This is a genomic window from Pseudomonas sp. FW305-96, from assembly GCF_058783825.1.
Window position 1 is genome coordinate 45,808 of record NZ_JBYSYW010000015.1, and the last position, 21,461, is coordinate 67,268.

18 protein-coding genes and 1 tRNA gene are annotated in these 21,461 nt (G+C 64.7%); 10 read left to right on the forward strand and 9 right to left on the reverse strand.

Annotation, left to right across the window (positions count from 1 at the left end):
- Nucleotides 1-193: 193 nt before the first annotated feature.
- Nucleotides 194-898 (forward strand): methyl-accepting chemotaxis protein, encoded by a 705-nt coding sequence (locus AC3WL2_RS13555; RefSeq protein WP_371918082.1) that lies wholly within the window; start codon nt 194-196, stop codon nt 896-898.
- 289 nt (nt 899-1,187) lie between these two features.
- Nucleotides 1,188-2,753 (forward strand): malate dehydrogenase (quinone), encoded by a 1,566-nt coding sequence (gene mqo, locus AC3WL2_RS13560; RefSeq protein WP_102683138.1) that lies wholly within the window; start codon nt 1,188-1,190, stop codon nt 2,751-2,753.
- Between the two features lie 97 nt (nt 2,754-2,850).
- Here mqo and AC3WL2_RS13565 read toward each other — a convergent pair.
- Nucleotides 2,851-2,927 (reverse strand) — tRNA-Pro (locus AC3WL2_RS13565).
- 82 nt (nt 2,928-3,009) lie between these two features.
- Nucleotides 3,010-3,231: a YgdI/YgdR family lipoprotein gene (locus AC3WL2_RS13570; RefSeq protein ID WP_023632528.1), complete on the reverse strand. Its 222-nt coding sequence runs from the start codon at nt 3,229-3,231 to the stop codon at nt 3,010-3,012.
- Nucleotides 3,232-3,411: 180 nt separating this feature from the next.
- Between AC3WL2_RS13570 and moaB the strand changes: the two genes are divergently transcribed.
- A complete protein-coding gene (gene moaB, locus AC3WL2_RS13575) occupies nt 3,412-3,951 on the forward strand; it encodes a molybdenum cofactor biosynthesis protein B (RefSeq protein ID WP_028692756.1) in 540 nt (179 codons plus the stop codon).
- Nucleotides 3,935-5,155, forward strand: a complete 1,221-nt coding sequence (locus tag AC3WL2_RS13580; RefSeq protein WP_256582636.1) for a molybdopterin molybdotransferase MoeA — start codon at nt 3,935-3,937, stop codon at nt 5,153-5,155. The genes moaB and AC3WL2_RS13580 overlap by 17 nt, the downstream gene beginning before the upstream one ends.
- On the opposite strand, the gene AC3WL2_RS13585 is transcribed toward AC3WL2_RS13580, so the two are convergent.
- Nucleotides 5,144-6,379: a glycosyltransferase family 4 protein gene (locus AC3WL2_RS13585; RefSeq protein ID WP_102683140.1), complete on the reverse strand. Its 1,236-nt coding sequence runs from the start codon at nt 6,377-6,379 to the stop codon at nt 5,144-5,146. The two genes, AC3WL2_RS13580 and AC3WL2_RS13585, sit on opposite strands and share 12 nt — an antisense overlap.
- A 64-nt stretch (nt 6,380-6,443) precedes the next feature.
- On the reverse strand, nt 6,444-7,901 hold the full coding sequence (locus tag AC3WL2_RS13590; RefSeq protein ID WP_102683141.1) for a mannose-1-phosphate guanylyltransferase/mannose-6-phosphate isomerase: 1,458 nt from the start codon (nt 7,899-7,901) through the stop codon (nt 6,444-6,446).
- 273 nt (nt 7,902-8,174) lie between these two features.
- Between AC3WL2_RS13590 and yegS the strand changes: the two genes are divergently transcribed.
- A complete protein-coding gene (gene yegS / locus AC3WL2_RS13595) occupies nt 8,175-9,062 on the forward strand; it encodes a lipid kinase YegS (RefSeq protein WP_102683142.1) in 888 nt (295 codons plus the stop codon).
- On the opposite strand, the gene AC3WL2_RS13600 is transcribed toward yegS, so the two are convergent.
- From AC3WL2_RS13600 to AC3WL2_RS13610, 3 genes are all read right to left on the reverse strand, one after another.
- The gene (locus AC3WL2_RS13600) at nt 9,046-9,708 is read right to left on the reverse strand and encodes a response regulator (protein WP_102683143.1); all 663 of its coding nucleotides are present in this window, start codon (nt 9,706-9,708) and stop codon (nt 9,046-9,048) included. The genes yegS and AC3WL2_RS13600 overlap by 17 nt on opposite strands.
- Entirely contained in the window at nt 9,698-10,594 is an 897-nt protein-coding gene (locus AC3WL2_RS13605; RefSeq protein WP_102683144.1) for a sensor histidine kinase, read from the reverse strand. Before AC3WL2_RS13605 ends, AC3WL2_RS13600 begins: the two co-directional genes overlap by 11 nt.
- Before the next feature lie 375 nt (nt 10,595-10,969).
- Nucleotides 10,970-11,482: a histidine kinase gene (locus AC3WL2_RS13610; protein ID WP_102683167.1), complete on the reverse strand. Its 513-nt coding sequence runs from the start codon at nt 11,480-11,482 to the stop codon at nt 10,970-10,972.
- Nucleotides 11,483-11,820: 338 nt separating this feature from the next.
- Here AC3WL2_RS13610 and AC3WL2_RS13615 point away from each other — a divergent pair, with 338 nt between their 5' ends.
- Nucleotides 11,821-12,756: a chemotaxis protein CheV gene (locus AC3WL2_RS13615; protein ID WP_102683145.1), complete on the forward strand. Its 936-nt coding sequence runs from the start codon at nt 11,821-11,823 to the stop codon at nt 12,754-12,756.
- A 55-nt stretch (nt 12,757-12,811) separates the two neighbouring features.
- Entirely contained in the window at nt 12,812-13,615 is an 804-nt protein-coding gene (locus AC3WL2_RS13620; protein WP_102683146.1) for an MOSC domain-containing protein, read from the forward strand.
- A gap of 62 nt (nt 13,616-13,677) precedes the next feature.
- Here AC3WL2_RS13620 and AC3WL2_RS13625 read toward each other — a convergent pair whose 3' ends face one another.
- Nucleotides 13,678-15,606 (reverse strand): transglycosylase SLT domain-containing protein, encoded by a 1,929-nt coding sequence (locus AC3WL2_RS13625; protein WP_102683147.1) that lies wholly within the window; start codon nt 15,604-15,606, stop codon nt 13,678-13,680.
- 206 nt (nt 15,607-15,812) lie between these two features.
- Here AC3WL2_RS13625 and AC3WL2_RS13630 point away from each other — a divergent pair, with 206 nt between their 5' ends.
- Nucleotides 15,813-17,744 (forward strand): ATP-binding cassette domain-containing protein, encoded by a 1,932-nt coding sequence (locus AC3WL2_RS13630; RefSeq protein ID WP_102683168.1) that lies wholly within the window; start codon nt 15,813-15,815, stop codon nt 17,742-17,744.
- An 81-nt stretch (nt 17,745-17,825) separates the two neighbouring features.
- Here AC3WL2_RS13630 and AC3WL2_RS13635 read toward each other — a convergent pair whose 3' ends face one another.
- Nucleotides 17,826-18,269 (reverse strand): universal stress protein, encoded by a 444-nt coding sequence (locus tag AC3WL2_RS13635; protein ID WP_046856401.1) that lies wholly within the window; start codon nt 18,267-18,269, stop codon nt 17,826-17,828.
- A 110-nt stretch (nt 18,270-18,379) separates the two neighbouring features.
- Between AC3WL2_RS13635 and AC3WL2_RS13640 the strand changes: the two genes are divergently transcribed.
- Nucleotides 18,380-18,817, forward strand: coding sequence for a hypothetical protein (locus AC3WL2_RS13640; protein ID WP_102683148.1), 438 nt, complete (start codon nt 18,380-18,382; stop codon nt 18,815-18,817).
- Nucleotides 18,818-19,292: 475 nt separating this feature from the next.
- Nucleotides 19,293-21,440: a fatty acid oxidation complex subunit alpha FadB gene (gene fadB, locus AC3WL2_RS13645; RefSeq protein WP_102683149.1), complete on the forward strand. Its 2,148-nt coding sequence runs from the start codon at nt 19,293-19,295 to the stop codon at nt 21,438-21,440.
- The last annotated feature ends 21 nt before the right edge of the window (nt 21,441-21,461 follow it).

Sequence of the window (21,461 nt, forward strand, 5' to 3'; positions counted from 1 at the left end):
TGAACTCGGACGCCTGGCGCTGGCCGCCAACACCCTGCGCGATTTTCTTGCCGACACCGTTGGCCGGCTCAAGGACAACGCCGAGGAACTGGAGAACGCCAGCGGCCAGCTCAGCCGTATTGCCGGCGACATGGCCCACGGCACCCATGATCAGTTCCAGCGTACCGACCAGGTCGCCACGGCCATGCACGAGATGTCCGCCACCGCCCAGGAGGTGGCCCGCCATGCCGCCGATGCCGCCCGCGCGGCGGACGAGGCCGACCACAGCGCCCAGGCGGGCGAGCAGGTCATGCAGCGCACCATCGACACCATTGCCGTGGTCAACCGCGAGATCGCCGGCACCGCAGCGGTGATTCGCCACCTGGAAAACGACAGCACGCGCATCGGCAAGGTGCTCGAAGTGATTCGCGGCATCGCCGAACAGACCAACCTGCTGGCGCTTAACGCCGCCATCGAAGCCGCCCGTGCCGGCGAGGCCGGGCGGGGTTTCGCGGTGGTGGCCGATGAGGTGCGCAGCCTGGCCCAGCGCACCGCGGCATCGATCGCCGAGATCCACCAGATCATCGAGGCGGTGCAGTCGGGCGCGGTGGAGGCGGTCAAGGCCATCGAGAGTGGCCAGCAGCGCAGCGAGGAGGGCGCCGAGCAGGTGCAGCAGGCCGGGCAGATGCTGCAGCGCATCACCACGGCGGTGGAGGCGATCCGCGACATGAACCGCCAGATCGCCACCGCGGCGGAGGAGCAGACCAGCGTCGCCGAGGACATCTCGCGCAACCTGGTCGAGATCACCCGCATCGCCACCGCCAACCAGCAGGCGGTGCAGCACACCGAGCAGGCCGGACAGCGCCTGCACGGACTGTCGGGTCAGTTGGGCGAAGTGACTTCCCGCCTGACCGCCTGACGGTAGTGCGGGGCGCGAAGCGGCCCTTAGGGGGAATTCCGCCAACCTGCCAGGCAAAGCGCCTGCTTAGCTGGCGGATTGCCGCCACCAACCCGACAGATCCCGTTGCGACAGCCCTGAACCACTGGCCCAGAGCAACCTGGCACACTCCCTGCTTTACGGCGCCCCGGGCCAAGGCCCGAGGCGATCGTGCCCCGATTTCGCGAAACTCCTGCCAACCACAACAACAACCGGGCGTGCACACCGGGGGCAACGACTGCCAATCCTTCACTTCAATTGGATTGAGCTAATGAAAAAAATCCTGCTGACGCTCCTGTGCCTGAGTGTCATCGGCTGCTCCAAGCCCGCGGAGCCACAAAAGTCCGTCGATGTGCTGCTGATCGGCGGCGGCATCATGAGCGCAAGCCTCGGGACCTACCTCACCGAACTGGAACCGAACTGGAAAGTCGACGTCTACGAGCGCATGGACCAGGTCGCCGAAGAGAGTTCCAACGCCTGGAACAACGCCGGCACCGGCCACTCGGCGTTCTGCGAGCTGAACTACACCAGCGTCGGCAAGGACGGCAGCATCGACATCAGCAAGGCGGTCAACGTCAACGAACAGTTCGAGGTTTCCAAGCAGTTCTGGGCCTACCAGGTCGAGCAGGGCGTGCTGAGCAACCCGCGTTCGTTCATCAACAACGTGGCGCACATGAGCTTTGTCTGGGGTGACGAGAACGTCGCCTTCCTGCACAAGCGCGTCGAGGCCCTGCGGCACAGCTCGCTGTTCCGCGGCATGGAGATCACCGAGGACCACGAGCAGATCCGCCAGTGGGTGCCGCTGGTGATGGAGGGGCGCGACCCCGGGCAGAAGGTGGCCGCGACCCGCATGGCCATCGGTACCGACGTGAACTTCGGCGAGATCACCCGCCAGCTGTTTGCTGCCATGACCCGCAACCCGAACGTGCAACTGCACCTGGGCCATGAAGTGCGCGACATAGTGCGCAACGACGACGGCAGCTGGAATGTGGTGGTGGCCGACCTGGCCAAAGGTGGCAAGGAGTCTGCGGTCAAGGCCAAGTTCGTCTTCATCGGCGCCGGTGGCGGCGCGCTAAAGTTGCTGCAGAAGTCCGGCATCCCGGAAGCCGAGGGCTATGCCGGCTTCCCGGTCGGTGGCCAGTTCCTGATGACCGACAACGCCGATCTGGTCGCTCGCCACAAGGCCAAGTTATACGGCAAGGCTTCGGTCGGCGCGCCGCCGATGTCGGTGCCGCACCTGGACACCCGGGTGATCGATGGCAAGGAGGTGCTGCTGTTCGGTCCGTTCGCGACCTTCTCCACCAAGTACCTCAAGCACGGCTCGTTGCTGGACATGTTCAGTTCGCTGACCACCCACAATATCCGCCCGATGATGCAGGCCGGCATCGACAACATCGACCTGAGCACCTACCTGATGGGCCAGTTGATGCTCAGCTTCGACGACCGCATGGCGGCCCTGCGCGAGTACTTCCCCAACGCCAAGAACGAAGACTGGCAGCTGCTCCAGGCCGGTCAGCGCGTGCAGGTGATCAAGAAGGACCCCGTGCACGGTGGCGTGTTGCAGTTCGGCACCGAAGTGGTGGCCGCCGAGGATGGCAGCATCGCCGCGCTGCTGGGTGCCTCGCCCGGTGCCTCGACCGCCGCGCCGATCATGCTGAGCGTGCTGGAGAAGACCTTCAAGGATCGGATCAAGAGCGCCGAGTGGCAGGCCAAGCTCAAGGAAATCGTGCCGACCTACGGTCAGAAGCTGAACAATGATCTTGAGTTGACCAACAAGACCCGCGAATGGAGCAGTGCGCGTTTGCAGCTGCTGCATGTGCCCGTGTTGCCGGAGTAATCGCACAAGCGTGGGGGCGGGCTGGCCTGCTCCCACCAGTGACTGGCTTTTTCGCGGGCAACAAAAAACCCGCGCAAGGCGGGCTTTTTGCAGGATTTGGTCGGAGAGACAGGATTCGAACCTGCGGCCTTCTCGTCCCGAACGAGACGCGCTACCTGGCTGCGCTACACTCCGATGTCCGAAATGCTACTGCATCGATTTTTTCAACGCAACCCCTTGTTGCAAAAAGGAGTTGCGCCAAAAACGCAGGGCTGGATCACAGCTCCTTGACGGTACGGATCTGGTCTTTGTTGATGCGCGTGCGCTTGCCGTCGAGCTGTTCGAATTCGTAGAAGCCGGAGTCGTCGTCATACGAAGGGGTGTCCACCGCCTGGATCTCGCGGCCGTCGTTCAGGGTGATGACGGTTGGCGAGGCGCAGCCGGCGAGGGCGCCCAGGCCCAGGGCAAGCAGGAAGGCGGGAAGGGTCCGTTGGATCATCGTGTTTCTCCAGTGCGATGGTGCTAGATGTCATTAAGACGCAGGGCGTCCACGCAAGTTCCTTGCACAGTGCAGCATAGCGCCATCGTGCTGGCATTGACCAAGAACAACGTCGCGGTCTGGGCGCCGTGGCCTGTGATATAACAGCGCACATTCCCTGTTCCCCTGCGACGGACTCCCATGAAAGCCAAGGCAGATACCCCTTTTGTAGCGCTGAACATCGCCGTGCTGACGGTCAGCGATACCCGTACCTTCGACACCGATACCTCCGGCCAGCTGTTCGTCGATCGCCTCGGCGCCGCTGGCCACCGCCTGGCCGAGCGCGTGCTGCTCAAGGATGACCTGTACAAGATCCGCGCCCAGGTCGCGACCTGGATCGCCGATGACCAGGTGCAGGTGGTGTTGATCACCGGCGGCACCGGCTTTACCGGGCGCGACAGCACTCCGGAGGCCGTGGCGTGCCTGCTGGACAAGCAGGTCGAGGGCTTTGGCGAGCTGTTCCGGCAGATCTCGGTGGCCGACATCGGCACTTCCACCGTGCAGTCCCGCGCCCTGGCAGGCCTTGCCAACGGCACCCTGGTCTGCTGCCTGCCGGGCTCGACCAATGCCGTGCGCACCGGTTGGGACGGTATCCTCGCCGAGCAGCTGGATGCCCGCCACCGGCCGTGCAACTTCGTGCCGCACCTGAAGCAGGCAGCGGCCTGTGACAGCCGTGGTTGAGGTAGCCCGGCCGTTGATGCCGATGGAAGAGGCCTTGCAGCGCCTGCTGGCGCTGGCCGAGAAGGCGCCCATCGGCGAGACCGAACACGTCGCGCTGGCCGAAGCCGAAGGGCGCGTCCTGGCCCATGAGCTGGTGGCCGGCCTCGACCTGCCGCCGTGGCCCAACAGCGCCATGGACGGCTACGCCCTGCGCCTGGCCGACTGGCAGGGCGAACCGCTGCGGGTGACCCAGCGCATCTTCGCCGGCCACGCGCCACAGCCCCTGGAGCCGGGCACCTGCGCACGGATCTTCACCGGCGCGCCGCTGCCCGAAGGCGCCGATTGCGTTGAGATGCAGGAAAACACCGAAGTGCTCGAGGATGGCCGGGTACGGTTCCTCGAACCCCTGGCACTGTCACAGAACGTTCGCCCCAAAGGCCAGGAAACCCGTGTTGGCGAACAGGTGATGAGCGCCGGCACGCGGTTGGGGCCGATCCAGCTCGGGCTGGCCGCGACCCTGGGTTTCGGCACCCTGCAAGTGCGGCGCCGGCCACGGGTGGCGGTGCTGTCGACCGGCGATGAACTGGTCGAGCCGGGCCTGCCGCTGGGGCCCGGGCAGATCTACAACAGCAACCGGCGCCTGCTGGTCAGTTGGCTGCAACGCCTGGGCTGCGAGGTGGTGGACGCCGGGATCCTGCCCGACGACCTTGAGCGCACCCGCCAGTGCCTGGCCGGGTTGGGCGATGTCGACCTGATCCTGTCCACCGGCGGTGTGTCGGTGGGCGAGGCCGATTTTCTTGGCCTGGCCCTGCGCGAAGCGGGCGAGCTGGCGCTGTGGAAACTGGCGATCAAGCCGGGCAAGCCGCTGACCTTTGGCCATTACCAGGGTGTGCCGGTGATCGGCCTGCCGGGCAACCCGGCCTCGACATTGGTCACTTTCGGCCTGCTGGCGCGGCCCTACCTGCTGCGCCGGTTGGGTGTGCGCAGTGTCGCGCCGCTGCGTTTCAGCGTGCCGGCGGGTTTCGATTGGCCCAAGGCTGGGACGCGGCGCGAATACCTGCGCGCGCGCATCGAGGATGGCCGGGTGCGCATCTACAAGAACCAGAGCTCCGGTGTGCTGCGCAGCGCGGCCTGGGCCGATGGGGTGGTGGAGGTGCTTGAAGGCAGCACGCCACGGCAGGGCGACCCCGTGGCATTCATCCCGTTCAGCGAGCTACTTGGCTAGCACGCCGCCAGGCGCGCCTGCGCTTGCCGGTGCCAGCTGGGTCAGGCGCATGTGCACGTTCTCCAGCTGCTGGGCGGCAACGCTCCAGTCATGGCGCTGGCGGGCGAACTGGCGCCCGGCCTCGCTGAGCTGGCACATGCGCCAAGGCTGGTTGAGCAGTTGCGTGACCAGCAGCGCCAGCTGGCCGCTGTCGTCGCTGCCCAGGTAGTGTTCGCCATTGTTCATGGCCAGGCCCGAGGCGCCCTTGCTGGTGGTGATGACCGGTAGCCCGGCGGCCATGGCTTCGAGGATCTTCACCTTGGAGCCACCGGCATGGCGCAGCGGCGCGAAGAACAGCGCCGAGCGACGCTGCAGCTCGCGCAGGTCGGGGCGGTAACCTACCCATTCGATGCGCGGGTCATTCCAGTGCAGCTTCCAGCTGGCCGGCAACGCGTGCCCGGCAATGGCCAGGCGCACCGCCGGGTTGCTCATCCATACCTGGGGCAGGATCTCCTCCAGCGCCCACTCGATAGCCTCCAGGTTGGCGCCGTACTCGAAGTTGCCGACAAAAAGCAGGCGCTGGCTGTGCAGGGTGGGGCGCACGTCCTGATAGTGGTCACAGTCCACGCCATTGACCACCACATTCACCGGGCGGCCGCTGATCTGGCCGATCAGCTCGGCATCCTGGGCGCTGACCGCCACCACTTCGGTGGGCTGGCGCAGCACCCGTTGTTCCCAGCGCCGATAGCGCCAGCGGTCGAAGGCGTTCAGCGGGCGCAACCACAATGGCAGGCGGTCATGGCAGGCGGCGCCCATCACCGACTCCAGGTAATGCTCGCTGAGCATGTAGGGCAGGCCCCGGGCCTGCAGGGCCCTCTCGAACGGTTGGAAGCTGTAGCTGTGCTCGATCTGGATCACATCCCAGGGTTCGTCCAGCAGTTGCTCGAAGCGGTGCCGCAGGCAAGGTGCCAGGCCATTGATGATGGCCCGCATGGGGTAGTCGATGATGGGTGAGGCGAGCAGGTTCAGCGGGCTGTTCAGTGCTCGCCTGGGCAGTACGATCAGGCGCTCCACCAGGGGCTCCAGGGCTTCGCGCGCGGTGTCGCTCAACGGGATCTTCGACTGCACCAGCAAGGTGATCCGGTGGCCATGCTGCGCCAGGGCGCGCAGCAGGTGGTATTGCCGGGTCTTGCTGCCGCTGGTGGTGGGCCAGGGCAGGTAGGGCAGGGTCCAGAGTATGCGCATGAGCCCGAATCCTCGCGGTTGGCCGGGTGTCGGCCCTGGATGGCAAAAACGCGCCCTCTGGCAGTCAGGCAGGTGCTGCTGCCGCCGGGGCGCGTCCATAGATATCAGTAAAGCGTACGATGTCGTCTTCGCCCAGGTATTCGCCGCTCTGCACCTCGATCATCACCAGGTCGATGACCCCAGGGTTGGTCAGGCGGTGGCTGCGCCCGGGCTTGATGAAGGTGGACTCGTTGGTGTCCAGCAGGAACTCCTCCTGGCCGTTGGTCACGCAGGCCATGCCGCTGACCACGATCCAGTGCTCGCTGCGATGATGGTGCATCTGCAGCGACAGCGATTCGCCAGGGCGGACCATGATGCGCTTGATCTTGAACCGTGGCCCTTCCTCGAGCACCGTGTACAGGCCCCAGGGGCGGGTCACGGTGCGGTGCAGGCGGTAGGCGTCATGGCCCTGGCGCTTGAGCTGCTGGGCGATCACCTTGACTTCCTGGCTGCGCGCGGCATCGGCGATCAGCAGGGCGTCGGGGGTGTCGATGACGATCAGGTTGTCCAGGCCGACCGCGCCGACCAGGCGCCGTGGCGAGTCGATGTAGCAGTTGCGCACGTCTAGCAGCACGGTTTCGCCGTTGCAGTGGTTGCCCTGGCCGTCGGCCGGGCGCAGCTCACGTACCGCTTCCCAGCAGCCGATGTCGCTCCAGCCGATGTCGCACGGCACCACGGCCACCTGGGCGGACGGTTCCATGAGGGCATAGTCGATGGAGATATCCGGCACCAGGGCGAAGCGGTCGGGGTCGAGCTCCACCTGCAGGCCACCCGTGCCTTCCTTGACCTGGCTCTGTTCCAGGCAGTCGGCCACGCTGCGCAGGACCTCAGGGGCATGGGCCTGCAGCTCCTGTAGCACCGTGCCGACGCGCAGGCAGAACATGCCGGCGTTCCACAGGTGCCGACCACCGTCGAGGTAGCCCTGGGCGGTGTCGGCGTCGGGCTTTTCGACGAAGCGGGCGACCTGGTAGCCGCCGTCAGTGATCGGCTGGCCCTGCTCGATATAGCCGAAACCCGTTTCGGCACGGGTCGGTTGCAGGCCGAAGGTGGTCAGCCAACCTTGTCCGGCCAGTGCCAGGGCCTGCCCGACGGCCGCCTCGAAAGCGCCCTGGTCTTGAATCAAATGGTCGGCGGGCAGCACCAGCAGCAGGCTGTCTTCGCCGTGCAGGCGGGCGCAGTGCAGTGCAGCGGCGGTAATGGCAGGGGCGGTGTTGCGACCCAGGGGTTCGAGAATGAAATCGAGGGCCACGCGTGCTGCACCGACCTGGCGATATTCGTCTTGGGTGCGGAACACTACTTCGCGGTTGGTCACCGTGAGCACCCGCTCGACCCCGGGCAGGCTGCTGACGCGGCTGAAGGTCTTCTGCAGCAGGCTCATGCCGTCGGGCAGGCGCATGAAGGGCTTGGGCATCGCTTCACGCGAGACTGGCCACAATCGGGTGCCGGCGCCGCCAGCGATGATGCACGGGATCAGAACGCTCATAGTCACAACCTCGAATCGGTGCGCTGTGGGCAGCGCAATGCAAGGGAATCACGACCTGTCAGGCGTCTGGCGGCGCAAAGTCAATAAAATGACTTTTTCGTGCGGCATCTTCCATGAAGGCCAAATATTTGTCGAATGATGCGCCTGTCACGAGCGGCTTTCAATGGCAATTGCATGAAACGGCGGTTTTTGGGCGGGGCATGCAGCAATCCGTGCGCGTTCATGGTCGAGATTGCAGTAGGGCATTTCTGTGCACTTTTCCGGGAGGGCGACATGAGCGAGCGCAAGGCATTGCTGATCCTGCATGGCAAGCAGGCCACCAACGAAGACGTGCGAGCTGCGGTGGGTCAGCTGCGTGAGCGTGGCTGGAAGCTGGATGTGCGCCTGACCTGGGAGGGCGGTGATGCCCAGCGCCTGGTCGAGGAGGCTCTGGCTGCGGGCTATGCTCACGTGGTCGCCGGCGGCGGTGATGGCACGTTGCGCGACGTGGCCGAGGCCATGGGGCTGGCGGCTACCCAGGCCAGCCTGGCGCTGCTGCCGCTGGGCACGGCCAACGACTTCGCCAAGGCGGCCGGTGTGCCGCTTGAGCCGCAAGCGGCCCTCGACCTGTTGGAGGTACCGGCACGGCCGATCGATCTGGGCCGGGTGGGTGAGCAACTGTTCCTGAACATGGCTACCGGCGGATTCGGCACCCAGGTCACCGCCAATACCTCTGAAGACCTGAAGAAAGTGCTGGGCGCCGCGGCCTACCTGTTCACCGGGCTGTCGCGCTTCAGTGAGCTGCAGGCGGCCTCGGTCGAGCTGCAGGGTCCCGGGTTCCAGTGGCAGGGCGAGTTGCTGGCGCTGGGCATCGGCAATGGTCGCCAGGCCGGCGGCGGGCACGTGCTATGCCCCGAGGCGAGCGTGGACGATGGCCTGCTGGACGTCGGCATCCTGCCGGCGCCCCAGGAGATGGCCGGGGCTTTGCGCGATCTGTTGGCCGGTGAGGGGCTGTTCGTGCGCGCCCGCTTGCCATGGGTGGAGATCAAGGGCGCCCAGGGGCTGGACATGAACCTCGACGGTGAGCCCCTGCAAGCGGCCAGCCTGCGTTTCGAGGCCGTGCCCAAGGCGCTGCGCGTGCACCTGCCGGCGGATTCGCCATTGCTCAGTCGTCCAGGCTGATGATCTTCTCGCGCACGGCGAACAGCACCAGGCCCGCCACATCGTAGATCTGCAGGCGCTTCATGATCTGCGAGCGATGGGTTTCCACGGTCTTGATCGACAGGCCCAGGCCGCCGGCGATCTCCCGGGTGGATTTACCGCGCACGATCAGGCGCAGGATCTCCAACTGACGGGCGGTCAGGTTGTGGTGGCCTTCGTTGTTCGATTGACGGCCGCTCTGGGCGCGCAACAATGCCTGGTTGATCACGGTGTGGGCGATGGCCGGGCTCAGGTAGCGTTCGTCGTTGCGCAGGGCGGTCAGTGCCTGCTCCAGTTCGGTGGCCGTGGTGTCCTTGAGCAGGTAGCCATGGGCGCCGCTCTCCAGGGCGCGCATGATCAGCTCCGGGTCGGTGTGCATGGACAGGATCAGCACCTTGCAGGTGCAGCCGCTTGCCCGTAGCTGCGTGAGAGCGTCCAGGCCGCTGGTCGAGCGCATGGAAATATCCAGCAGGACGATGTCTGGCGCGAGACCCCGGACGTGCTCCAGCAGTTGGCCACCATCGTCGGCCTCGCCAATCACGGTGTAGCCGGGGATGTCCGATACCAGGGCCCTGACGCCTGCGCGAATCAGGGAATGGTCGTCCACCAGCAATAATCTACAGGTCATCGGGAGCGGGAGTCCTGGCACGTTCTTGGTTGCGGGGTGGCCATGGGAAGAGGGCGTCGATCCGGGTGCCCTGGCCGGGCTGGCTGGTGATGCTCAGGCTGCCCTGCAGCGCTGTCACACGTTCCTGCATGCCAGCCATGCCGCGCAGGCCGCTTTCTGCTGGCGTCTGCGCCGGCACGAAGCCGCCGCCGTCATCCTGGATCGACAGCGCCAGGCCGGCCGAGGTGCGCTGCAGGCGGACCACAAGGTTGCGTGCGTGTGCGTGGCGGAGCATGTTGGTGACCGCCTCCTGGGTGATGCGAAAGGCCGCCATGGCCACCTCCTCGCTGATGCCGCCGAGGCGTTGGTGGCATTCAAGACTCCAGTGCACCTCGGTGTTTTCCAGGGTGCGCAGCAAATGCGCGCGCAGGCTCGCCTCCAGGCCCAGGCTGGCCAGTTGTCGAGGATTGAGAATGGTGGAAACGTCGCGCACGTTGCCCAGCGTATGGTCCAGGGTGCTGCGCAAGGTAGCGCAGTGCTCCTGCAGGTCCGTCGGCACCCGGCGTTGCAGCCAGTCGACCTGCAGCATGGCGGCGGTCAGCAGCTGGCCGATATCGTCATGCAGTTCGCGGCTCAGGCGCTGGCGCTCGCTCTCTTGCACCTTGAGCATGCGCGTGGCCAGTTCCGCCGGGCGCAGGTTGATCGAGCGCGCCCAATGGCGCAGGTGCCAGCCGACGCCGATCATCGCCAGCAACTGGAGCAACAGCAGGCTGGCCGACAATGGCAGGGTGCGCAGGTACACCACCAGGTTTGCCGCCAGCGATGCAATGCACAGCAGCGTGGTCGTCCAGCGGAGCAGGGCAACTCTGGAGCGGCAACGCTGGAGGAACTTCAAGCGTGGGAGCATAGATAGGGAAGCCACTGAGTTATTGCAGTTGAGGGCATTGCACATGCCTGGCCAGAGGTGCTGGTGCCGTGCATTCAATCAAGCACCGGGCACGTATCCAATCACCCGATAGTCTGGGTGCGCATGTTCGAACGTGCGCATGTTATCACTTTGATTGAATTTGGTCGCGGGGGGATAACTGCTTGAAACCTCGGATTTTCCGGGCTGTGGCGGGTCTGGCGGGCAAGGCGCTGGCTAGCATAGTGCCATTATTAAAAGATGTTTCCAGTGCGCCTCTATCAACTAAAAAACCAGCGGGCAAAAACATTTGGAAAAACTTGCCAAACTTTTCAAGTTAAACCCTGAGTGAGTTTAGTTGCCGCGCATTTAGTCGGGTTAATGTTGGCGGTCGGCTGCACTGAGGCTTTGCTCTGCAAGCGCATCCTGGGCGTGGGGGTGGGCGCAGAACGTGCCGGCTTCCTGGCAATCGGCACACAGTTGCGATGCCGGCTGGCCCAGGGTGGTGGCGAGCTCGGCCAGCAGGCGTCGTTGCTCCTCGGTGTCCATGTCCAGGCGGCCGGTCTGCGGGTCGAGCAGCTCCAGTTGCCAGTCCAGCAGGGTCAGGCAGGCCGCAAGCGCGGGCAGGCTGGTACCGTGCAGGTGCTGCTGGGCGCACGCGGGCGCGAGCAGTCGTTGCAGGGCCAGGGCATGGTGGGCCACTTCGAGCAGGTCGAGCGCGACTGCTCGTCGGGCGAGAGTGTCGAGTGCGGCATTGAGGCTGTGGCAGGCATCCGGATCGTTGGTGATCAGCTCCAGGTGCTGCAGGCATTCCTGGGACCTGGCCAACAGGACCTGCGCATCCTGCAAAAAGGCCGCCACGGCGGCGTTGTGCAGTGGAGTGCTATCCATCATGGCGCCCCGTCTTCAGGGATTGGCCGTACCAAGATGATCGCTCGCAAAAGCCTGACTCCGTTCATGCAGTGAGAATGGCGTCACATTAATGGCTAATGGATATTGCGAACATCAGGTTGGACCCGATTGCCACTAGGGGTTTCCCTGATGCGGTTTCAGGCGGGTCGTTCGTTGCGAACGATGGGCATGGCAGGATGTGGCAGCAGTAAAGCATGATGGTAAAGTGATATCAATCACCCCGCATGGCTTTTTCCATCAGGGGTCAAGCTGTGCCCGTGTCCGCCGATACAGGGGGATGCATTCACTTTTTCCCGACTCACGCCTGGGGGCTTCCAATGGCTGGCATTCTCGACACGGTAGACCAACGCACGCAACTGGTGGGTGAGAACCGCCTGGAAATCCTCATGTTCCGGCTGGCCGGCCGGCAGTTGTTCGCCATCAACGTGTTCAAGGTCCAGGAGGTGCTGCAACTGCCCAAGCTGACCCTGATGCCGCAGCGCCATTCGTTCGTCTGTGGCGTGGTCAACCTGCGCGGCCAGACGCTGCCGGTCATCGACCTGTCCCAGGCAATCGGCATGCGTCCGCTGCAGCCGGGGCCAAACAGCACCATCATCGTCACCGAGTACAACCGCTCGGTGCAGGCGTTCCTGGTGGGGGGCGTGGATCGTATCGTCAACATGAACTGGGAAGCCATCATGCCGCCGCCGGCCAGCGCTGGCCGCCAGCACTACCTCACGGCGATCACCAAGGTCGACGAGCAACTGGTGGAGGTCATCGACGTGGAGAAGGTGCTGGCCGAGATCGTGCCCTACAACGCCAAGGTCTCCCGCGACAAGCTCGAAGACCCGGTGCTGGCCCGCGCCCGTGGCCGCGAGGTGCTGCTGGTGGACGACTCCACCGTGGCCCTGGCGCAACTGCGCGATACCCTCTCGCAACTGGGGGTCAAGCTGCACGTGGCCAGCGACGGCCTCAAGGCCCTGCGCCTGCTCAAGGGTTGGGCGGACGCAGGGGAGAATGTCTGCGAGAAGTTGCTGATGGTCTTCACCGATGCCGAGATGCCCGAGATGGATGGTTACCGGCTGACCACCGAAATCCGCAACGACCCGCGCTTGCGTGGCCTGTACGTGGTACTGCATACCTCGCTGTCGGGCAGCTTCAACGAATCCATGGTCAAGAAGGTCGGTTGCGACAACTTCCTGTCCAAGTTCCAGCCCGATCGCCTGGTGGATGTGGTGCGTCAACGCCTGAGCCTGGACGACGCCACGGTGTAACGGCTGTACCGATCCGGTATAAGCTTGGCCTTTCGACTGGCGCAAGGTGGCAGGGATGTTTCTCAGTGCGTTGTATCGGTACCCGGTGAAATCGGCGCAGGCCCAGCGCCTGCAGGCGTCGGTTGTCGGCAACCTGGGCCTGGACGGGGACCGGCGCTGGCTGGTGGTGGAGCAGGAGAACGGCCGCTTCCTGACCCAGCGCGCCTGGCCGAGGCTGGGGCAGGTTGGCGCCAATTACGGCGAGCAGGGCCAACTGCTGCTCCAGGCGCCGGGGCAGGCACCCTTGGAGGTGCCGGTACCGCCCGCCGAAGAGGCCCTGCGCGGCGTCACCATCTGGCGCGACACCTTGCGCGTGCCCGATGCCGGCGATGCCGCCGCAGCCTGGCTCAGCGAGCTGCTGGGCAAGGCGGTAAGGCTGGTGTACTGCCCCGAGCAGCGGGCCCGCTACCTGCCCAGCGGCTACGGCCTCAACAGTGACCGGGCGGCCTTTCCCGATGGTTTTCCACTGCTGTTGATCGGCCAGGCCTCGCTGGATGAGTTGAGCCGTCGGGTGGGGCGCCCGATGGAGATGCTGCGTTTTCGCCCGAACCTGGTGGTCGAGGGGGCCGAGGCCTTTGCCGAAGACCGCTGGAAGCGCATCCGTATTGGCAACATGACCTTCCGCGTGCTCAAGCCGAGCGTGCGCTGCATCCTCACCACCCTCGATCCCGCCACGGGCGAACGCAGCCCGGACCGTGAGCCGTTGACCACGCTCAAGACGTTCCGCGAAAAGGAAGGGGATGTGCTGTTTGGCCAGAATCTGGCGGTGGATGGCGAGGGGGAACTGAAGGTGGGGATGGACGTCGAGGTTCTGGAATAGCGTCATCGCGGGGCAAGTCGCATCGGCGCACCGATGCGACTTGCCCCGCGACAGGGCTCTAATCACATATCGTCGAAATACCGCTCATGCCAATCCACCAGCGGCTGCGGTGAATTGAGCTTCTGCCCGTAGATGACCGAATACGACAGCACGTTCTGCACGTACTGGCGCGTCTCGTCGAACGGAATCGATTCGACCCACACATCGAAACTCAGGTGCTTGGCGCCCTTGAGCCACTGGCGTACACGCCCGGGGCCGGCGTTGTAGGCGGCCGAGGCCAGCACGCGGTTACCGTTGAACTGGCTGTGCACCTGGCTCAGGTAGGCAGCGCCGAGCTGGATGTTCTTGTCCGGGTTGAAGACCTGGGCCGGTGAAGCCAGCGGGATGCTGAACTTGCGCGCGGTTTCCTTGGCGGTGCCCGGCATCAGCTGCATCAGGCCGCTGGCGCCGACGCTGGAGCGGGCGTCTTCCATGAAGGCGCTCTCCTGGCGGGTGATGGCGAACACCCAGCTCGAATGCAGGCCGCGAACCTTGGCTTCGCGCACCAGGGTGTCGCGGTGGGCCATCGGGAAGCGGATGTCCAGGTCGTCCCAGTACTGGGCCTGGCTGATGGTGCGGATAGCCGGGAAGTACCAGCGCATGTCGTAGGCCAGGCGAGCCTGGGCGACCATTTCGTCACGGTTGAAGTGGCGGCTGACGTGGTACCACTCGCGGCGCCCTTCGACGATCTGGCCACGGGCGTGGAACTCCAGTGCGCGACGGATGCCGGGGGTGTTGCGGACCTTGTTGGTTATCGCTTGGCTCAGTGCCAGCGGCTTGTTGTTCAGCTGGTAGGGGGTCTGCGCCCGGTCGGCGGCGAGGAAGCCATAGAAGTCGCGTTCGCGGGCGACGGTCTTGTACAGCAGCGGGACCTGCGGGTTGTTCGGCTGGGCCAGCTCCAGGCTGCGCGCCTGCCAGTACTTCCAGCGGTTACTACTGGCCAGGTCCTGGGGCAGGCGCTTTGTCAGTTCGTAGGCTTCTTCCCAGCGGGCCAGGCGCAGCAGCAGGCGCAGGCGCCATTCGCTGACAGTGTTGTCGCGCAGCTCCGGGTCGTAGCGGGTCATCAGGTCGAGGGCGCGCGGGTCGTAGCGGCGGGCCAGGGTCAGGCCGATCTCGCGGGCGATGGCGACCTTCTCGTCACGGGAGAAGTGCATGCGCTGGGCATAGTCGTCGAGCAGCGCCATGGCCTGCTCCGGGTTCTGCCGGGCCAGGCGACGAAGGCCAAGGCTGACCACGTCGGACATGGCCTCGTTGACGGGCGTGAAGCGCGAAGGCTGGTTGAGCAACTCGGGCTTCTGCGCCACGTCGATCAGCAGCTTGCCCTGGGGGGCGAGGGTGGTGAGGGTTTTCACCAGATTGTTCGCAAGCCCATAGTTGCGCGCCTGTGCCGCCAGTTTGGCGCGCTGCCAGCGCTTGGCCTCGGTCAGCTGACCTTCGGCGGCCCACATGGCGAACAGGGTGTCGCAGGCCGTGGGCTGGGACTTGCCGACGTTCCACAGCTTCTCGGCGCTGGCGAAGCCTTCGGCACGCTGGCCGTGGGAGAGCTGGTACTGGCCGTTGAGGCAATCCAGTTCGGTGAAGTTGAGCTTGGGGTCGTAATAGCGGGTGAAGGTGTTCCATTCGCCGCGCTCGGCCAGCCAGCGCAACCAGCGCAGTTTCATCCAGTTGGCCTGGGGCAGGTCGCCATGGGCCTTGAGGAAACCCTCGATCTCCTCGTTGCTGGCGCTCTTGAGGCGGGCGGTCAGCTCGTCGTAGGTGAGATAGGGCGTGAGTGGGTAATCGCGCAGCGCCTGCGCGTAGCGCAGGTAGGGGCCCTTGTCGCCCTTGGCCAGGGCGCGCTTGGCCTCGTCGTAGTATTGACGTTGCTGGGTGAGGTCGGCGGCCTGTGCGACGCTCGCGGCGAGGGTGGTCAGCAACAGGCAGGAAGCAATTTGTAACAGGCGGCTGCGCATGATACGTCCGGGCAGTGGAACCATGGAAAGTGACGGCGGAGCCAGCACTGTTGAGTATTACTGCTTAGCTTAGCCGTTTGCCGGTGGCCGGCGAAAGCACTGTGCTTGTATCGAGTTGTTATCCGACGCTCTGTCGCGGCAACGGGCTTTTGATGCCGTGAAGGGGTAAGTCAGGTAGAATGCGCGCCCGGTTTTTGGAGATGATCATGACCCTGCTCAAATTCAGCGATGTGTCCCTCGCGTTCGGCGCCATGCCGCTGTTGGACAAAGTGTCCTGGCAGATCGCCCGTGGCGAGCGGGTGTGCATCATCGGCCGCAACGGCACGGGCAAGTCGAGCATGCTGCGCCTGGTCAAGGGCGAGCAGAAGGGCGATGACGGCGATATCTGGCGCGCCCCAGGCCTGAAGATTGGCGAGCTGCCCCAGGAGCTGCCGGTGGCCGACGAGCGTAGCGTATTCGACGTGGTGGCCGCCGGCCTAGACGGCGTCGGCGAGCTGCTGGCGCAGTTCCATCACCTGAGCCAGAACATCCACGGCGACGAGGATCTGGAAAAGCTCATGCACGTCCAGCACGAGCTCGAGGCCCGTGACGGCTGGCGCTTGCAGCAGGTGGTCGAAAGCACCCTGAGCCGCCTGCAGTTGCCGGCCGACAAGACCCTGGCCGAGCTTTCCGGCGGCTGGCGCCGGCGCGTGCTGCTGGCCCAGGCGCTGGTGTCCGAGCCTGACCTGCTGCTGCTCGACGAACCGACCAACCACCTGGACATCGGCGCCATCGCCTGGCTGGAAGAGGCGCTCAAAGGCTTCGGTGGCGCGGTGCTGTTCATCACCCACGACCGTTCCTTCCTGCAGAACCTGGCCACGCGCATCCTCGAGCTGGACCGTGGCGGGCTGATCGACTGGAACGGCGACTACGCCAGCTTCCTGGTGCACAAGGAGGCCGAGCTGGCCGCCGAGGCCACTGCCAACGCGCTGTTCGACAAGCGCCTGGCCCAGGAGGAAGTGTGGATCCGCCAGGGCATCAAGGCCCGACGTACCCGCAACGAAGGCCGCGTGCGCGCGCTCAAGGCGCTGCGCGTGGAGCGCGGCGAGCGCCGTGAACGCCAGGGCAAGGCCAATATCCAGATCGAGGTGGCGGACAAGTCCGGCAAGCAGGTGATGGTGCTGGAGGACGTCAGCTTCGCCCACCAGAATGGACCGAAGCTGGTCAAGGACTTCTCCATGGTGCTGCAGCGCCAGGACCGTATCGGCCTGCTCGGTGCCAACGGCACCGGCAAGACGACCCTGCTCAAGCTGATGCTGGGCGACCTGGAGCCCACCAGTGGCAAGGTCGAGCGGGGCACCAAGCTGGAGGTGGCCTACTTCGACCAGATGCGCCATCAGCTGGACCTGGAAAAGACCGTCATCGACAACCTGGCCGAAGGCCGCGATTTCATCGAGATCGATGGCCAGAACCGCCATGTGCTCAGCTACCTCGGCGACTTCCTGTTCAGCCCGCAGCGTGCGCGTACACCAGTCAAGGCGCTGTCCGGGGGCGAGCGCGCGCGCCTGCTGCTGGCCAAGCTGTTCAGCAAGCCGGCCAACCTGCTGGTGCTGGACGAACCGACCAACGATCTCGACGTCGAGACCCTCGAACTGCTCGAGGAGGTGCTGTCGAACTACAAGGGCACGGTGCTGATGGTCAGTCACGACCGGGCCTTCCTCGACAACGTGGTGACCAGCACTCTGGTGTTCGAAGGTGAAGGGCGCGTGCGCGAGTACGTCGGCGGTTACGAGGACTGGATCCGTCAGGGTGGTTCGCCGAAGCTGCTCGGCGTGACCGAGAGCAAGGGTGGCAAGTCCGAGCTCAACAGCGCCGTGGTGCAGGCGCCGGTGGAGGAGGTGGCGCCGCTTGCCGCTGCTACGCCTGCGGCCGATGCCAGCAAGAAGAAGCTCAGCTACAAGCTGCAGCGTGAGCTGGAAATGCTGCCGGGGCAGATCGATGAGCTGGAACGGCGGATGGCCGAGGCACAGGAAGAAGTGAGTGCGGCGGGCTTCTATCAGCGGCCGATTGCCGAGACTGCGGCGGTGCTGGCCAAGATCGAGAAGCTGCAGGGCGAGCTGGACGTGCTGGTGGAGCGCTGGGCCGAGCTGGAAGGCTGAAGCCATCGCGGGACAAGCTCGCTCCCACGCAGCCCTGTTTGACGGGCTTTGTGGGAGCGGGCTTGCCCCGCGATGAAAGTATTACTCGGCCTTCTTCTGCAACCGCACCGCCAACACATCGCACGGCGCGCCGTGCAGCACGTCGTTGGCGGTGGAGCCCAGCAGCAGGGCCAGGCCGTGGCGGCCATGGCTGCCGACCACGATCAGGTCGCACTTCTGATCCTTGGCCAACTGGTGGATTTCCTGGCGCGGCTGGCCGTAGACCAGGTGCGAGTCGCCGCGATTGATATCTGGGTATTTGTTGTACAGGCGCTCCATGCGTTCCTTGGCCTGGTCGAACTGTTGCTGCTGCAACTGCGACAGGTCCATCGGCACGTCGCCGCCGAAGGCCATGGCCATGGGTTCGACGATATGCACCAGGGAGACCTTGGCGCCGCTGGCCAGGGCAATGGCCTTGGCCCGCTTGATCACCGGGTCGCATTCTTCGGTCAGGTCGACAGCGACCAGAAGATGTTCATAGGACATGTGCAGTACTCCTGACAATCGCGATAGTAGAAGTATGGTCGCTTTCGCGCGGATCTTCCGTGAAACCTGACTAACCCGCTCATTTGCAACGCTTTATAAGGTCTACAGATATGACGGTATGGCTGGTGGTGTCAATCCTTGCGCTGATTCTCAGCCCGTTGGCCTGGTTGCGCCCCTCGCGCAAACAGAGCGAGCAGATGAGCCTGCGTCTGGAGGGGCGGCGCATGGGGCTGGCCATGCAACTGGCGCCGCAGCAGTGGCCGCACTGGCTGGTAAACGAGCCGCCAAGCCCCTGCCCGCAGTACCACCGGGCACGACGCAAGGGGCGCGCGGACAGCTGGTGCTACTGGCAGATCACCCCGGGCGTGTGGTGGAACCAGTGGCGCGAGCCCTGCGAGGATCAGCGCCTGGCCGAGACCTTCGCCCGCCTGCCGGCAACGGTCTACAAGGTCGAGGCCGACAGTCGCATGATTGCGCTGTACTGGAGCGAGCGGGGCGACAAATCTGTTTTGCAGGATATTGCCCAGACCCTCGAAACCCTCGCCTGAGCCCGTGTGACACAAAACGGCGCACAGGAGCAAGCATGCTCCTGTGCGCCGTTTTGCGTTTGTGCGTGGAAGCACAGGGCCAGGCAGGCCGGAAATACTTTCAATCAGTCGCAGTGTAGCCATCCTGGCCGGATGCGTTTAGAAAAAAAGCACGTCTGCCATCGGGGTGGCCTATCGCTGACATGAATGGAGGGCGATCACTGTCATCATTTTTCGTACCCGGAGGGTAGAAGATGACTGGAAAGTCGCGTTTTCACGGCCTTCGCGAGTATTTGACAACGCGGTTCTTTTCGGGGAATGTGTGCACACCCAAGTCAAACGGGCGTATGAATTGAGCGTTTGTATGTCAGACGGCTCTTACAGAATCCCGATTAGCGCGTCGACGGGTGTGCCTGGGGCGAGGGACCGGTAGACCGGCTCTTGCTGCCAGCGATCGACGTGTACTGTTCAGCTTCCATATCGTGGAGATCAGTTGATGATTTACGAAGGTAAAGCCATCACGGTTAAGGCTCTTGAAAGCGGCATCGTCGAACTGAAGTTCGACCTCAAGGGTGAGTCCGTCAACAAGTTCAACCGTCTCACTCTGAACGAGCTGCGTCAGGCCGTGGACGTGATCAAGGCCGATGCCTCGGTCAAGGGCGTGATCGTCAGCAGTGGCAAGGACGTGTTCATCGTCGGCGCCGACATCACCGAGTTCGTCGACAACTTCAAGCTGCCCGAGGCCGAACTGGTCGCCGGCAACCTGGAAGCCAATCGCATTTTCAGTGACTTCGAAGACCTGCAGGTGCCGACCGTCGTCGCCATCAACGGCATCGCCCTGGGTGGCGGGCTGGAGATGTGCCTGGCCGCCGACTACCGGGTCATGGCCAGCAGCGCCAAGATCGGCCTGCCGGAAGTCAAGCTGGGCATCTACCCAGGCTTTGGCGGCACCGTGCGCCTGCCGCGCCTGATCGGCTCGGACAACGCCATCGAGTGGATCGCCTCCGGCAAGGAAAACCGCGCCGAGGACGCCCTGAAAGTCGGCGCCGTCGATGCCGTGGTCGCCCCTGAGCTGCTGCAGGCCGGTGCCCTGGACCTGGTCAAGCGCGCCATCAGCGGTGAGCTGGACTACAAGGCCAAGCGCCAGCCCAAGCTGGAAAAGCTCAAGCTCAACGCCATCGAGCAGATGATGGCCTTCGAGACCGCCAAGGGCTTCGTTGCCGGCCAGGCCGGCCCGAACTACCCGGCCCCGGTCGAGGCCATCAAGACCATCCAGAAGGCCGCCAACTTCGGCCGTGACAAGGCCCTCGAGGTCGAGGCCGCAGGCTTCGCCAAGCTGGCCAAGACCTCGGTCGCCGAGAGCCTGATCGGCCTGTTCCTGAACGACCAGGAGCTCAAGCGCAAGGCCAAGGCCCATGACGAGATCGCTCACGACGTGAAACAGGCCGCCGTGCTCGGCGCCGGTATCATGGGTGGCGGCATCGCCTACCAGTCGGCGGTCAAGGGCACGCCAATCCTGATGAAGGATATTCGCGAGGAAGCCATCCAGCTGGGCCTGAACGAGGCCTCCAAGCTGCTCGGCAAGCGCGTCGAGAAAGGGCGCCTGACCCCGGCCAAGATGGCCGAGGCCCTCAACGCCATTCGCCCGACCCTGTCCTACGGTGACTTCGGCAACGTCGATATCATCGTCGAGGCCGTGGTCGAGAACCCGAAGGTCAAGCAAGCCGTGCTGGCTGAAGTGGAAGGCCAGGTGAAAGAGGATGCGATCCTCGCCTCCAATACCTCGACCATCTCCATCAACCTGCTGGCCAAGGCGCTCAAGCGTCCGGAAAACTTCGTCGGCATGCACTTCTTCAACCCGGTGCACATGATGCCGCTGGTGGAAGTCATCCGTGGCGAGAAGTCCAGCGACGTGGCCGTGGCCACCACAGTGGCCTACGCCAAGAAGATGGGCAAGAACCCGATCGTGGTCAACGACTGCCCGGGCTTCCTGGTCAATCGCGTGCTGTTCCCGTATTTCGGCGGCTTCGCCAAGCTGGTCAGCGCAGGCGTCGACTTCGTGCGCATCGACAAGGTGATGGAGAAGTTCGGCTGGCCGATGGGCCCGGCCTACCTGATGGACGTGGTCGGCATCGACACCGGCCACCACGGCCGCGACGTGATGGCCGAAGGCTTCCCGGACCGCATGAAGGACGAGCGTCGCTCGGCCGTCGACGCCCTGTACGAGGCCAACCGCCTGGGCCAGAAGAACGGCAAGGGCTTCTACGCCTACGAGACCGACAAGCGCGGCAAGCCGAAGAAAGTCGCCGACGCCAGCGTGCTCGACGTGCTCAAGCCGGTCATCTTCGAGCAGCGTGAAGTCACCGACGAAGACATCATCAACTGGATGATGGTACCGCTGTGCCTGGAAACCGTGCGCTGCCTGGAGGACGGCATCGTCGCCACCGCCGCCGAAGCCGACATGGGCCTGGTCTACGGCATCGGTTTCCCTCCCTTCCGCGGTGGCGCGCTGCGCTACATCGATTCGATCGGGGTCGCCGAGTTCGTCGCACTGGCCGACAAGTACGCCGACCTGGGGCCGCTGTACCACCCCACTGCGAAGCTGCGCGAAATGGCCAAGAACGGCCAGCGCTTCTTCAACTGAGCGCCCACGAGCTAGAGCGAG

Excerpts from the sequence above, each read along its gene's own strand:
- AC3WL2_RS13555 (WP_371918082.1), top strand. The coding sequence starts at position 194 with ATGTCCGCCACCGCCCAGGAGGTGGCCCGCCATGCCGCCGATGCCGCC.
- mqo (WP_102683138.1), top strand. The coding sequence starts at position 1,188 with ATGAAAAAAATCCTGCTGACGCTCCTGTGCCTGAGTGTCATCGGCTGC.
- AC3WL2_RS13570 (WP_023632528.1), bottom strand. The coding sequence starts at position 3,231 with ATGATCCAACGGACCCTTCCCGCCTTCCTGCTTGCCCTGGGCCTGGGC.
- moaB (WP_028692756.1), top strand. The coding sequence starts at position 3,412 with ATGAAAGCCAAGGCAGATACCCCTTTTGTAGCGCTGAACATCGCCGTG.
- AC3WL2_RS13585 (WP_102683140.1), bottom strand. The coding sequence starts at position 6,379 with ATGCGCATACTCTGGACCCTGCCCTACCTGCCCTGGCCCACCACCAGC.
- AC3WL2_RS13590 (WP_102683141.1), bottom strand. The coding sequence starts at position 7,901 with ATGAGCGTTCTGATCCCGTGCATCATCGCTGGCGGCGCCGGCACCCGA.
- yegS (WP_102683142.1), top strand. The coding sequence starts at position 8,175 with ATGAGCGAGCGCAAGGCATTGCTGATCCTGCATGGCAAGCAGGCCACC.
- AC3WL2_RS13600 (WP_102683143.1), bottom strand. The coding sequence starts at position 9,708 with ATGACCTGTAGATTATTGCTGGTGGACGACCATTCCCTGATTCGCGCA.
- AC3WL2_RS13605 (WP_102683144.1), bottom strand. The coding sequence starts at position 10,594 with ATGCTCCCACGCTTGAAGTTCCTCCAGCGTTGCCGCTCCAGAGTTGCC.
- AC3WL2_RS13610 (WP_102683167.1), bottom strand. The coding sequence starts at position 11,482 with ATGGATAGCACTCCACTGCACAACGCCGCCGTGGCGGCCTTTTTGCAG.
- AC3WL2_RS13615 (WP_102683145.1), top strand. The coding sequence starts at position 11,821 with ATGGCTGGCATTCTCGACACGGTAGACCAACGCACGCAACTGGTGGGT.
- AC3WL2_RS13620 (WP_102683146.1), top strand. The coding sequence starts at position 12,812 with ATGTTTCTCAGTGCGTTGTATCGGTACCCGGTGAAATCGGCGCAGGCC.
- AC3WL2_RS13625 (WP_102683147.1), bottom strand. The coding sequence starts at position 15,606 with ATGCGCAGCCGCCTGTTACAAATTGCTTCCTGCCTGTTGCTGACCACC.
- AC3WL2_RS13630 (WP_102683168.1), top strand. The coding sequence starts at position 15,813 with ATGACCCTGCTCAAATTCAGCGATGTGTCCCTCGCGTTCGGCGCCATG.
- AC3WL2_RS13635 (WP_046856401.1), bottom strand. The coding sequence starts at position 18,269 with ATGTCCTATGAACATCTTCTGGTCGCTGTCGACCTGACCGAAGAATGC.
- AC3WL2_RS13640 (WP_102683148.1), top strand. The coding sequence starts at position 18,380 with ATGACGGTATGGCTGGTGGTGTCAATCCTTGCGCTGATTCTCAGCCCG.
- fadB (WP_102683149.1), top strand. The coding sequence starts at position 19,293 with ATGATTTACGAAGGTAAAGCCATCACGGTTAAGGCTCTTGAAAGCGGC.